The sequence below is a fragment of the Breoghania sp. genome (genome assembly GCF_963674635.1).
Taxonomy (GTDB): Bacteria; Pseudomonadota; Alphaproteobacteria; order Rhizobiales; family Stappiaceae; genus Breoghania.
Genome location: NZ_OY771475.1, coordinates 2,005,732 through 2,020,572, shown reverse-complemented (window position 1 = coordinate 2,020,572; position 14,841 = coordinate 2,005,732). Strand labels below are relative to the sequence as shown.

Below are 14,841 nucleotides of genomic sequence, written 5' to 3'. Positions count from 1 at the left end.
GATGAGCGCCTGAAGCTGGTCCTGGAGCGGTTTGCCGATCATCTGGACACCCACCCGGAAACACGGTTTGGCGATGCCGCCTTCACGCTGCAGGCGGGCCGAAACGAACTGACCGCGCGTCTCGCGCTGCTTGCGGACAGCAAGGCGGATGCGCTTTCAAGGATCCGCACATATCTGGAAACAGGCGCGCTGGCTGAGGGCATGATCCACGTGCCCTCCATCCTCGAAGTAGACCCGCCGCGTGATCGTGATCAGATCGCCGCCGATTGCGCCGCCCGCAATCTGGATAGCATTGCCGCCGCATGGGCAAACGGGGCCGCGATTGACTGGGACATGCTCAATCGGGGCCGCGATGTGCGCCGGATCTCGCTGCCCGCCTATCCGTTCGAGAAGGTCCGCTGCTGGTATCCCTCCGAGCCGGATGCGCCCTCGGTCATCAATCCGCTGGGATCGCGCGAAAAGCTCCATCCCTTCATCGGCCTCAACCGGTCGGATGCCTCGGGCCTGCGCTTTGAGACCGCTATCCATCTCAAGGAACTGCGCGACTACGTCTATCTGGAGGCTGGCCGCGAGACCGTTCTGCCCACAGCTCTCCCGGAAATCTGTGCCGCAGCCGCAAGGCTTTCCGGCATCGCAACCCGGCCCGAGTTGACCGACCTGCGCATTGGAGACAGTCCCGACTGGCCCAATATCCGCGCTCTGGAAATCGCGGTGGATGCGCAGGGCTCTGCGGTCTCCATCGATCTCGTGCGCAAGGACGACACCCGCATCCGCTGGGGGGAGGCCCGTGTCCGCGAAGCCCTCCCCGGCCCCGGCGAGACCGTCGATCTGGCGCGTTTGCGCCGCGAGGCCGTCGAGGTTCTGGACCATGCCGCCGTCTATGCGGCGCTGAAAGAGCGTCGCCTTGCCTGCGGCCCCTATCTGGAGGCCATCGCGGAAGTCTGGCGGCTGCCCGATGGCGGTGTGCTTGCGGGGTTGCGCCAAGACCCGCCGCAGCAGGATTTTTTCAAGAAGAACATCGCCTGTCCCGCCCCGGCGCTGGGCGCGGCGCATCAGGCGATTGCCTTGAGCAGCGCTGCGGGCTCCCCGCGCACGATGGAACATGCGCAGTTCAATGGCACCGACATTGCCCATGTGCTCTGTCAGCCGGACACTTCGGGCAGGCTGACCGTCCGCTTCCTCGATGGGGCTGGCCGGGGCGTCGGCACGCTGTCCGGCGTGGCGATGGGGGAGGGCGTCTCGATCCGCGCCCCGGCGCGCCCCGAGCCTTCCGCCAGCGCCGCGCCGTCTGAGAGCCTTCAGGCGGATTTGCGCGAGAAGGCGGCTTCGATCCTGAAGTTCGATGCGGCCAATATCAGTGCGCGCGAGGCGTTCCACGATCTCGGCTTCGATTCCATCTCGCTGACCCGTTACGCCAACGATCTCTCCGCCGCCTACGCAATCGATCTGTCGCCCGCGGTCTTCTTCGAGTGCGAGCATATCGAGGCGCTGGCCGACCACCTGATCAAGCGCCACGGCGTCCGCCTGCCGGAGGCGACGCCGCAACCAGCTCCCGCCGCCGCGCCCGCCGTCCGGCCTGCGGCCATAGCCTCTGCGAAGATCACGGTGGAACCTGCCTTCGACGACACCCGCATCGCCATCATCGGTATGGCGGGACGCTTCCCGCAGAGCCCGGATATCGAGAGCTTCTTCGAAAACCTGCTTGCGGGCCGCGATCTGACAAGCGATCTGCCGCTGGATCGCTATTCGCCCGCTTATGCCGAACGGATCGCCAAGGCGGACTTCGCCCGTCACGGCGGGTTCCTGGAGGATATTGATCGCTTCGATGCTGCGCTCTTCAAGGTCTCGCCGGTCGAGGCCGAACGCATGGACCCGCAAGCCCGCCTCCTTCTGGAAAGCGCATGGCGCACGTTAGAGGATGCCGGGTATCGGCCAGAAGAGCTTCCACGCGAGACGGGCGTCTTCATCGGCATCACCACGCTCGATTATGCCTCGCTGTGGCGCGCGGAAGGGCTGGCGGCGGATGGCTATCTCGCCACCGGCAATTCGCTGGCCATGGCGGCCAATCGCATCTCGCATGCGTTCAATCTCACCGGCCCGAGCCAGGCGATCGACACCGCCTGTTCAAGCTCGCTGGTTGCCCTCCTGCGGGCCCGCGATGCGTTGAATGCGGGCCAGTGCGCTGCCGCCATCGTTGGCGGCGTGAACCTGTGCCTTGCGCTGGAAGGTTTCGAGAGCCCGGCGTTAGCGGGCATGCTGTCGCCCACCGGCCATTGCAGCACCTTCGGCAAGCGGGCCGATGGCTATGCGCGCGGCGAAGGCGTGGCAACGCTGCTCCTGAAGCGGTTTGCCGATGCACAGCGCGACGGCGACCGCATCCTCGGGCTGATCGCGGGTGGGGCGGAAAACCATGGCGGGCGCTCCGGCGCGCTGACCGCCCCCAATGCCAAGGCACAAGGTCGCCTCATCGCGGACGCCATGCGCGGCATGGATCCGGCATCGATCAGCTATATCGAGGCCCACGGCACCGGCACGGAACTGGGCGATCCGGTCGAGATCAACGGCTTGCGTCTCGCTTTTGAGGAACTTGCCGGCGCCGAAGGCGCGCCGGACCTTTCCATTGGCCTTGGCGCGGTCAAATCCAATATCGGCCATCTGGAAGCCGCAGCCGGGCTTGCGGGCGTGATCAAGGTCATCATGGCGATGCGCGCGCGGGAACTGCCGACGACGCTCAACAGTGAACCGCTCAATCCGCATATCGCGCTTGAAGGCAGCCCCTTCCATATCGTGACGGCGCGCCAGCCGTGGGTCAGCAAGGACAGCGACCATCCGAGGCGGGCTGGCGTCAGCAGCTTCGGCTTCGGCGGCTCCAATGCCCATGTGGTTCTGGAGAGCTTTGAGGAGGAGGGCGTCGCGGCCCGGTCGCCGCTCGCGCCGCGCCCCTTCGCCGACACCCGCTTCTGGCTGCCGAATATCGCGCGCGCGGCCCCGAAAGCTGCGTCGGAAACCCTGTTCTTTGCGCCCGATTGGCAAAAGGCGGAAACTTCGGGCGCGCCCTTCGAGGGCCGTCGCATGGTCATCGGCTGCAATGTGGCCATCGCCGCCGATCCCGGTTTCGAGACCCGCGAACTGACGCCGCAAGGCGAGGGGATCGCGTCCCGCTACAAGGATGCCGCCCGTCAGCTTCTGGGCTTGTTGCGCGCGGAAATGGCTGCCACGAGCCATGCGCCTGCGCTGATCCAGCTCGTCGTGCCGGACGGCGCGCTTTTCGCCGGTCTTTCCGGCATGCTGCAAACGGCGAGCGAAGAAGACCCGCGCCTCCACACCCAGCTTGTCGAGGTGCCCGAGAGCGCAAGCGCCGCGCAGGTGGCCGATTGGCTCGCAGCGGAGACCGGCGCCGACACCCATATCCGCTTCCGCGATGGCAAACGCGAACGGCGCGTCTGGACCGAACGTCCGGCTTCCGCGTCCACGCACCCTTGGCGACAGGGCGGTGTCCATCTCATTTCGGGCGGCATGGGCGGTCTGGGGCGGCTTCTTGCCCGCCATATCGCGCGCACCGTTCCGGACGCGGTGCTGGTTCTGGCGGGCGCAAAACCGCTTGATGCGGAACGCACGGCGTTCCTTGAGGCGTTGCGCAAGGACGGCGCGGTCGCGGCCTATCGGCAGGTGGATCTGCGCGATGCCGCCGCCGTCGCGGCTCTGGTTCGCCACACCGTCGAGGTCCATGGCGGCCTGAACGGCGTCTTCCACTGCGCGGGAACCTTGCGTGACGGCTTTATCGCCACGAAGCAGGACGCCGACATCGAAACCGTTCTCGCCCCCAAGGTCGGGGGCGCACTGGCGCTCCGCGATGCAGTGGCCGGGCATGATCTCGATGCCTTCGTTCTGTTCTCTTCGCTCGCAGGTCCTTTTGGCAATGCTGGTCAGGCCGATTACGCCGCCGCCAACGGCTTCCTCGATGCGCTGGCGCGCAACTCCGGCGGTAAAGTCACCGCGATCAACTGGCCGCTCTGGCGCGAGGGCGGCATGCGTGTCGATGAGGCGACGCAAGTCGCGCTCCGCCGCCGGATGGGACAGGAACCGCTTGAGACCTCCGCCGGGCTTGCGGCCCTGGACCGCTGCCTTGGCGCGCCCGCATCGCAATGCGCCGTCCTTGCAGGCGACGCCATCCGCATCCGCGCCTTTTTTGCAGGTGCTGCCTCAAAACCAGCAAGGCCCGCGCCTCAAGGTCAGCCCGTTTCCGCCGATTTCGCGGCTGAGACCCGCGCCCGGCTGGCCGCGCTTTTCGCCCGCGTCAGCGGCCTTTCCGCCTCATCCATCGCGCCCGACGCTTCGCTTGAGGATTACGGCATCGACTCCCTGATGATCACCCGGCTCAACAACGAGCTTGGTGATATTTTCGAGGATCTGCCGAAAACGCTGTTCTTCCGCCACCGCACATTGGCAGCCGTCGCCGACTATCTGATCGAGGCCCAGCCCGCCGCTTGCGCCGCATGGTGCGGTGTCTTGCAAACACCGTCCTCTGCGGCCCGGATCTCTGCGCCCGCTGTCCTTTCCGCACCAGCCGTCTCGCCCGATGATCCCATCGCCATCATCGGCATGAGCGGCACCTACCCGGATGCGCCAGACCTCGATGCCTTCTGGCAGAACCTCGTCACCGGCCACGATGCCGTGCGCGAAATCCCGGCGGATCGCTGGAAAGTGGATGGCTTTTTCGAGACCGACCCGGACAAGGCGGCGGCTGAGGGCAAGAGCTATTCGCGCTGGGGGGCGTTCCTGGACGGTTTCGCCGACTTCGACCCGCTCTTCTTCAAGCTCTCGCCGCGCGATGCGGCCGCCATGGACCCGCAGGAGCGCCTCTTCCTGACAAGCGCCTGGCAGGTGCTGGAAGATGCGGGCTACACCCGCGCCCGGCTGAAAGAGGTGGCGGGCAGCGAACATGAAGGCGCGCGCGTCGGCGTCTTTGCGGGCATCACCAAGACCGGTTACGCGCTGCACGGGCCCTTCCGGACCGAGAGCGGCACGACGGTCAGGCCCGCAACCTCCTTCGCCGCCATCGCCAACCGGGTCTCCCATGTCTTCGATCTCGCAGGCCCGAGCCTGCCGGTCGATACCATGTGTTCCTCCTCGCTCACCGCGATCCACGAGGCTTGCGAGCATCTCAGGCGCGGAAGCTGCGCCATGGCGATTGCGGGCGGGGTCAATCTCTATCTCCACCCCGCCAATTACGTCGAACTGAGCGCCGCCCACATGCTGAGCCCCTCCGGCCGCTGCCGCAGTTTCGGTGAAGGGGCAGATGGTTTCGTGCCGGGCGAGGGCGTCGGCTGTGTGCTCCTGAAGCCGCTCTCAAACGCCCTGGCCGATGGCGACCGTATCCATGCGCTGATCCGCGCAAGCGCGGTCAATCACGGCGGGCACACCAATGGCTTCACCGTGCCGAGCCCCACCGCGCAAGCAGACGTGGTGCGCGCGGCGCTGGAGCGGGCGGGGCTTCGTGCCGGTGACATCACCGCCATCGAGGCTCACGGCACCGGCACCGAGCTTGGCGACCCCATCGAGATCGATGGCCTGAGCCAGGCTTTCGCGGCGGATACCGATGCCACCGGCTTCTGCGCGCTTGGCTCGGTCAAGTCGAATATCGGTCATCTGGAAGCCGCAGCAGGCATTGCGGGGCTGACGAAACTCGTCCTTCAGATGAAGCACCGCACACGCGTTGCAAGCCTCCATGCAGCGCGGGTGAACCCGAATATCGATCTGGCGAAAACGCCGTTCACCCTGCAGCGGGAGACGGCGTCTTGGATCGGGCAAGGCCCGCGCCGCGCGGGCGTCTCCTCCTTCGGGGCAGGCGGCGCGAATGCCCACGTGATCGTGGAGGAATGGTGCGAACCGGATGGCACTAGGACGTCCGAGGATGGCCCGCAACTGATCCTTCTTTCCGCGCGCAACGAGGATCGCCTGAAGGACCACGCGAGACGGTTACTGGCCTTCTTGCGCAAGGCGCTGAAGCCGGAGCCGGAGACGCCCGATGCGGCGGAGATCGCAGCCTCCCTGACCGCCTGGATCGCCGATCTTCTGAACGTCGCGCCCGTCGACATCGATGCCGACGACAGCTTCGAAACCCTTGGCCTCGATGCGTCCCATATTCCGCCGCTGCGCCAGTGGTGCGAGGCGACGTTCGGCGTGTCTGCGAACCCTTCGGATCTGGAACTTGCGGGTTCGGTTGCCGGGTTGGCGGCCTTCATCGGCGGGACGGGCGGCAATATGGCGGGGCCGGGCGATGTGTCCGCCTTGGCCGATATCGCCTACACGCTTCAGGTGGGGCGCGAGGCGATGGAGGCCCGGCTTGCACTCATCGCGCAAACCACGTCCGAACTGGCCGGGGCGCTGGAGGCGTGGCTTGCCGGTCGCGCGGCGGACGTGCCGCTCGCCATGGGCCGCGCCGATGGCAACCGCAACGGGCTCTTGGGTATTGCAGGCGAGGCGATCCTGCGCGATGTCGCCGCCCGCGCATGGGAGACGGGCGACCTTCAGAGCCTGATGGACCTGTGGGCCGAAGGCGTTGCAATCGACTGGTCCGCCTTGCGTCGCGATGCGCCTGCGTGCATCGTCTCGCTGCCGACCTATCCCTTCGAGAAGACCCGCTACTGGATCACGCCCGACAGCGCCCGCGATGAGAGGGAAGCCCTTGCGCAATGCGTGGAAGCGGCGTCCGGCGATGCGGCGCTTGAGGCGGAACAGGACCGGCTGGAAGCAGCCATCGCCGAAGTCCTCCGCGCCATTCTTCACGATCTCGATGCGGCAACAATCATCCCGGATTTCGGCCCCTGGTGGGACGCCGCAAACGCGCTTCTTGAGAGCGGTTCCGATAACCCGGTCCTTGCGCTCGATCAGGCATGGACGCGCTGGGAGACGTTGAAGCGGGAGGGGCTTGCCCCGGCGCAGATGGCGCTCGCCGAAGCCGCCTTGCGCGATCTCCCCGCTATCCTGACAGGCACCCGGCGGGCAACCGACATCCTCTTCCCCGAAGGCCGCCAGAGCCTCGTGGAAGCTGTCTACAAGGAAAACCGCGTTGCCGCCCGCTTCAGCCGCACACTGGCGGCGGCGGCCGCGCGTTTCGTCTCTGAGTGGTCCGGCCAGAGCCGCAAACTCCGCATTCTGGAAATCGGGGCGGGCACCGGCGGCACCAGCGAGCCGGTTTTCGAGGCGCTCGCACCCTTTGCAAGCCGGATCGGCGACTATCTCTACACGGATGTCTCCCGTGCCTTCCTGATCCATGCAGATCGGCATTACTCGGCCCGCGTACCGGGCCTGAAAACCGCGCTCTTCGATATCGAAAGGCCGCTCGCCGAGCAGGATGTCGAGCCGGGTGGATACGACCTGGTCATCGCCGCGAATGTGCTCCACGCAAGCGCCGATATCCATGAAACGCTTGCCCATGTGCGCGAGACCATGTCAGGCGATGCGCTGCTGCTCCTGAACGAAACAGCCAGGCCCACGGTCTTCACCCATGTCACCTTCGGCCTGCTGGAAGGCTGGTGGCGCTTCACCGATCCCGAGCGCCGCATCCCCGGTACACCTTCTCTGACGGCGGAAAGCTGGCGCAAGGCGCTGGAGGCGAACGGCTTTGAATGGGTGGCAGGCTCTTCAGCGCGCGAACAGGCGCTTGGCCAGCAGATCGTCGTCGCCCGCGCGAGCGGGCAGGGGGCCGCGCAAGTTGCGCCGCAATCTCCGCCGCAAGCATCGCGCGTTGGTCTTCGCGAGCGCATTCTCGAAAAGCTCGGCGAAACACTGAATATGGCCCCGGAGCGTATTGCGCCCGATCACAGCTTTGCCGATTACGGGCTCGATTCCATCCTCGGGGCGGAATTCGTCCATCTCTTGCGCAAATCGCTCGGTATCGATCTCGACCAGACGACGCTCTTCGACTTCGCCACTGTCGCGCGGTTGGAAGCGCATCTTCTGACCCAGCATCCCGAATTGGCCACACAGGCTGCGCCCGTGTCCGCCGCGACACCGGCTGCCGTCAAGCCGTCTCAAGCGATCACGCAACCGCTTGAAACGCCCCTGGCAAGGCCGGATACCGCCCACGCCCCCATCGCGATTGTCGGCGCAAGCGGGCGTTTTGCGAAGTCCGAAACGCTGGATGAACTCTGGACGCATCTGGAAGCGGGCGACGATCTGATCGAACCGGTCAGCCGCTTCGATCTCACGCCCTTCTACAAGGACGTGGAGCCGGGCACCTATGGCCGTCACGGCAGCTTCATCGATGGGGTAGACCGCTTCGACCCCGTCTTCTTCGGCATTTCCGGGGTTGAAGCCACCTATATGGACCCTCAGCAGCGGCTCTTCCTGGAAGAGGCATGGAAGACGCTGGAACATGCGGGCCACGGCGGGGCCGATATGGTGGGGCGGCGCTGCGGCGTCTTCGTGGGCAGCGCTCATGGCGACTATCAGGAGCTTTTCACCGAGCAGCCGCCGGGCCAGGCCTTCTGGGGCAACACAACCTCGCTGATCCCGTCCCGCATCTCCTATCTGCTCGATCTCAAGGGCCCGGCTGTCGCCATCGATACCGCCTGCTCAAGCTCGCTCGTGGCGCTCCATATGGCCTGTCAGAGCCTGCGGGCCGGTGAGTGCGACATGGCGTTGGCCGGTGGTGTCTTCGTGCAGTCCTCGCCGCGTTTCTACCTCTATGCCAATGAGGCGAACATGCTCTCGCCCACGGGCCGCTGCGCCGCCTTCGGGGCGGGGGCGGATGGCATGGTGCCGGGCGAGGCGGTGGGCGCGGTGCTTCTGCGCCCGCTGGCCGATGCGCTGGAAGACGGCGACAACATCCTAGCCGTGGTGATCGGCTCGGGCATCAATCAGGACGGCACCACCAACGGCATCACCGCGCCGAGCGCGGCCTCGCAGGAAAGTCTGATCCGGCAGGTCCATCGAGATTACGGCATCGATCCGGCCACCATCGGCTATGTGGAAGCGCATGGCACCGGCACGGTTCTGGGGGATCCCATCGAACACACGGCCCTCACACGCGCTTTTGCCGATGGCGGGGAACACGAAATCCTGCTCGGTTCCGTGAAATCGAATATCGGCCACGCCACCACGGCGGCGGGCTTTGCGGGGCTGGCAAAGGTGCTGTTGAGCCTGCGCGAAAAAACGATCCCGCCGAGCCTGCATTTCGGCACCGGCAACCCGGCCATCGATTTCGACAAGGGGCCGTTCCGGGTGAACACGCGCGCGGAACCCTGGCCCGTTGGCGCGGGCGGAAAACGCCGCGCCGCGATCAGTTCCTTCGGCTTCGGCGGCACCAATGCGCATGCCGTCATCGAGGAAGCCCCCGAGGTCACGCCGATCCACGAGCCTGCGAAGAGCCAGCTCTTCGTCCTTTCCGCGCGCACGCCCGATCAGTTGAAGGCCCAGGCTTCGCGCCTCGCCGACCATCTGGAGGCGCACCGGGGTCTGTTGCCGGAAGATGTCGCCTTCACGCTCATCGCGGGCCGCCACGCGTTCCCGCATCGTCTGGCCTGTGTGGCGGAGGATCTGGGCGCGCTCATCTTGAAACTGAGGGCATGGCTTGCGGGAACGCATGACTGTGGCGTTGATACAGGGCAGGCGGCACATGACGCCGATCCCGCGCCGCCCTGCGATAGTCGTCCGGCTGCGGCCGATGGCCCGCAGCGGGCAGGGGACCTTGCGGCCTTTGCCCGGCATTTCCTGGATGGCGGCGCGCTGGAGGCGAAGGCCCTTTTCGCCAGACCGCGCCGCCGCGTGCCGCTGCCGAGCTATCCGCTTGCGGGCAAAAGCTACTGGGTGAAAACACAAGAGGCCCCGCGTGTGCAGCCTGTCGCGACGGCGTCACAGGCGCCCGCGCCGTCATCTGCGCCCGACGCCTTTGCGCGCCTGCGCGGTGTCCCCTTGCGGCTTGCCACGCCCAGCTCGGTTGCCGCGTCTGTCTCGTCTGCGCCGTTGCGGCCTTCCGCCAGGGTGACCTTGTCTGCCCTGCGCGCGCGCGCCGACACCGCCGTCGGCGACGTCGTGCGTCGTGCCGATGAAGACGGTGTGCGCATTCTCTCCCTTACCGGCGCATGGGGCGCGTCCGTTGCGAACGGCCTCCTTCGCGAGCTTGAGGCGGCGGGGGCGGATGAGACGGTGCGCGTGGTCATCCTTCAAGGCGATACGGTCTGGCATGCGGGCGAAAACCCGGTCGCAGGCTTTCCGCCCGATTGCGCCTTGAATTGCCCTGTCCCGGTCATCGCGCAGGTGCGGGGCCAGCCGACCGGGCAGGCGGGTGCGGTGGCGCTGCTGGCGGATTTCCTGATCGCGGACGAGACGGTCCATTTCGGCCATCTGCCGACGCCGCGCGGCAAGCTTGCGACGCATCTGTTGCTGGAAAGGCTTACGGCCGAGGCCGAGATCACCCGTGTGCCGAGCGGCCAGGAAGAGGTGGCTGCCATGGCGCTCGCCCGCGAGATCGCGAATGGCCCACGCCGCGCGCTGACACTTCTCAAGCGCCACATGCACCGCGAATTGCCGCTGTTGCTGGACGATCTGCCCGAGCCCCATTCCTTCATCGATCCGCCAGCCCGCGAGATCGCGGAGGATCAGGGCACACCGCGTCCCGTGCCACTCGACAGCACCGTCATCGATCTGGCGCTCCATGACGACGGCGTCGTGGAGATCAGGATGAACGAGCGGGCGGGCCGCAACATGTTCACCGATGCCTTCATGGACGGGCTGGAGGCGGCTTTTGCCAAGATATCGGGCATGGCGGAAGCCAAGGTCGTCGTGCTCACTGGCCACGACACCTATTTCTCCTGCGGCGGCACCCGCGACGGGCTCGCGGGCATCCAGTCAGGGGCTGGAAAGTTCACCGAACGCCGCATCTATGCCGTGCCGCTCGATTGCCCGCTGCCGGTCATCGCCGCCATGCAGGGCCATGGCATTGGCGGGGGCTGGTCGCTCGGCATGTATTGCGATCACGCGATCTTCGCCTCAGAGGCGGTCTATCATTCGAACTACCTCTGGTACGGCTTCACGCCGGGCGGCGGGGCATCGCTGCTGATCCCCTATCGGCTCGGTGACAATCTCGGCCGCGAGGTGCTGTTCACCGCGCGCCAGTATCAGGGCCGCGAACTGGGGGAACGCTCCTCGCGCATTCATGTTCGCCCGGCGCGCGAGGTTCTGCGCACCGCGCTTGCCACCGCGCACAAGCTCGCCCGCCTGTCGCGCGAGGATCTCATCGCGAAGAAGGATCAGGCCACCGCCCTTCTCAGGCAACGGCTGGCCGCCGTGATGGAGCGCGAACTCGCCATGCACGAGGAAACCTTCCGCGGAAACGAAAGCGTGCGCGCCCGGATCATGGAAAAGTTCGGCGAAGTGGAGGACCCGGAGCCCGTGATGGAACCCGAAACCGCGCCCGATATCGACCGCACGGCCCTGCAGGCCGAGCTGGTGGCCGCGCTCGCCGAAGACCTGATGATCGAGCCGGGCGATATTCGCGCCGAGGATGCGTTCCTCGATCTCGGTCTCGACTCCATCCTTGCGGTGACATGGATCCGCCATCTCAACACCCGCTTCGGGATCGATCTGCCTGCCACCACCGTCTATGCCCATCCGACGGTTGCAGCCCTGACCGCCCATGTGGCCGAACGGGTCGCGGAGAACGCGCCTGCCAAGCCGCTGAAACCGGTGCCCGCAAGCGCTCCGGCCGCGGTGCCGGTTGACGCCATCGTCGCCTCCGCGCCCGTTCCCGCAGCGCCCCCGGGGAGCGCGCCGAGGGCACCCGATGAAAGCCTGAAAGGCGAGATCATCGCCCTTTTGGCCGAAGATCTGGCCATCGATGTCGAGGATATCCGCTCAGACGACGGCTTTCTCGATCTCGGGCTCGATTCCATTCTGGCGGTGACATGGATCCGCCACCTCAACAAGCGCTTCGCCATCGACCTTCCGGCGACCGCCGTCTATGCCCATCCCACGGTCGGCGCGTTGGTGGAACATATTGTGGGACTTGTGCCCGCGCGCGAAGAACCTGCGGCGAAGCCGGTTGGCGAAGTTGCGCAGCCCGCCGCGTCGACTGTCGCACCCCCGATGCCGTCCCCGTCGCCGTCCCTGCCCCCATCCCAGCCCCCGCCCGCCACAACGAGCGCATCGCCTGTCGCCAGCCCCGCCGTGGCCGCCAATGGTCCGGAACCCGTGGCCATTATCGGTGCGTCCGGCAAATTCCCGAAGGCGGCGGATCTGGGCGAGTTCTGGCGCAATATCGCCTCTGCGCGCGATTGCATCGAGGAAGTGCCCACGTCGCGCTGGGAGATCGACCGTTTCTACGATCCGGACCCGCAGGCGCCGGGCAAGAGCTACTGCAAATGGATGGGCGCGCTGGACGATGCGGACGCCTTTGACGCGCGTTTCTTCAACATCACGCCGCTTGAAGCGGAATTCATGGACCCCCAGCAGCGGCTCTTCCTGGAAACCGCCTGGCATGCCATCGAGGATGCCGCGATCCGGCCCGCCGATCTGGCAGGCACGAAATGCGGCGTCTATGTCTCCTCTGGCCCGAGCGGTTACGAGCATCTGATCGAGGACCACAACACCTACAGCATGCTGGGCAGTTCCGGCGCGATCCTGGCCGCGCGCATTTCCTATCTGCTCGACCTGCGCGGCCCCTGCCTGTCGATCGATACGGCCTGCTCAAGCTCGCTTGTTGGTATTGCGGAGGCCTGCGAGGCGCTTGCGAACCGGACCTGCGACACGGCAATGGCGGGTGGAACCTGCATGCTGATCGGCCCGGACATGTTCATCGATACCTCCAAGGTCTCCATGTTGTCTGCCCAGGGGCGTTGTTTCACCTTCGATGAGCGCGCCAACGGCTTCGTGCCGGGCGAGGGCGTCGGCGTCGTCATGCTGAAACGCCTGTCGGATGCGGAGCGCGACGGCGATCCTGTGCGGGCCGTCATTCGCGGTTGGGGCATCAATCAGGATGGCCGCACCAACGGCATCACCGCGCCGAACCCCAAGGCGCAGACCGAGCTCATCAAGGGCATTCACGCGCGTTTCGACATCGATCCGGCGAGCATCGGCATGGTCGAATGCCACGGCACCGGCACCGCGCTCGGCGATCCCATCGAGGTGGAAGGCCTGAGCGATGCCTTTGAGGGCGTCCCGGCGGGTGGCAAATGCGCGCTCACCTCGGTGAAAAGCAATATCGGCCATCTGCTTGCCGCGGCCGGTGTCGCGGGGGCGCTGAAGGCCATGCTGGCGCTTGAAAACCGGCAAGTGCCGCCCTCCATCAACGTGGAGACCCTCAACAGCCACATCCCCTTCGCGCGCACCCCCTTCAAGGTGGCCCGCACGCTGGAGGACTGGGCCGCCCCCGAAAACGGGCCCCCGCGCCGGGCGGGCGTCAGCTCGTTCGGGTTCTCCGGAACAAACGCCCATCTTGTGCTGGAGGAATATCAGGCGGCCTTGCGTCCGGGACGGGGCGCGGCTGCCGCCGTGCCACCAATCCTCGTGCTGTCGGCGCGAAACCGGGACTGCCTGAGGGAGATGGCCACGCAGATGGAACGTTTCGTTGCCGCCGATGCGTCGCTTGATCTTTCCGCTCTTGCCGCGACCCTGCAACGAGGCAGGGCGGTTTTCACCGAGCGTCTGGCCTTCGCCTTCTCAGACCGCGCCGATCTCCTGCGCAAACTTGCCGCTGCAGCAGCCGGTCAGACGGTCGAAGGTGTGCATCTTTCCTCAGGCGAGGAGGCCGCCGTCGCGCTTTACAGAAACGATGCGGACGCAAGGGCTCTGGTCGCCAAATGGCTTTCCTCAACAGAGAAGCCGCAACGCGACAAGGTGGCCGAGCTATGGACAAAGGGGCTGGAGATCGACTGGCCGAAGAGTGGTGTCTCCCGCCTTCATGTCCCCGGCTACCCCTTCGCGCGCACCCGCTACTGGGTCGCGCCGAAAGCGAAGCCGAAACAGGGCAGCGCCCCCGCATCCCCTGCCACGCCTTTCATGGGCGCGCTTCCCACCGAAGGCGAAATCGGGCGCATGACGCTGCGCATCCATGGCGATGAACCTTTCCTGACCACCCATGTGAATGGCGAGACGCGGCTGCTTGCCGGCCTGTTCCTGCCGGAACTTGCCAGGAGCACCCTTGAGCGGCTGTCAGGCCAACCGGTTTCCGCACTCAGCCAGTTGCTCTGGGGGCATCCGGTTTCCATCAATGGCAGGCCGCGCGATCTGACGGTGACGGTGCTGTCTGATGCTGAAGGCCTGCTCTACCGCGTGGAGGCCGATGGCGAGGACGGGCGCCCCTGTCATCTGGGCGCAGGCGTTGCAACCATGCGCGCGCCGGAGCAGGCCAGATCGTTCGAAATCGGCGAAAGGCTCCCCGGCACCGATATCACCGAAATCTTCCGCGCCTTCCTTGAGGCCTGCGCCATCCATTCCGGCCCGCCGACGCCTGAAATGGCGCGTGTCACGGAACTTGCCCGCGAGGGCGATACGCTCACTGCGCGGCTCGCGCTGCCGAGGGGCGACACCCATGCGGCGATGCTCTTCGATCCCTTCGTGCTCGATGCCGTCTGGCGGTTGCTCACCTTCCGCGAGGCGGGGTGCGTGGCCGATGCGGGAAGCCGCAACGCGCTGGCCTTCCCGCTGTCCATGGAGGCGATCACCGCCTTCGCCCCCGTGACGGATGGCGCCCTTGTAACCGTTTCTGCAACGGGCACTGTGTCTGTCTTCGCGTCCGACGGCCCGGAGGCCCTGCGCCTTGAGGGGGTGCGTGTGAATGCGCCGGGGGCAAGCCGTGAAATCAGTTTCGAGGAGGATCTGTCGTCATGAATGGGAGCG

1 protein-coding gene is annotated in these 14,841 nt (G+C 66.3%); it reads left to right on the top strand.

The features are described from left to right. The first annotated feature begins 201 nt into the window (after window positions 1-201). Window positions 202-14,832 (top strand): SDR family NAD(P)-dependent oxidoreductase, encoded by a 14,631-nt coding sequence (locus tag ABGM93_RS08760; protein WP_321505380.1) that lies wholly within the window; start codon window positions 202-204, stop codon window positions 14,830-14,832. The last annotated feature ends 9 nt before the right edge of the window (window positions 14,833-14,841 follow it).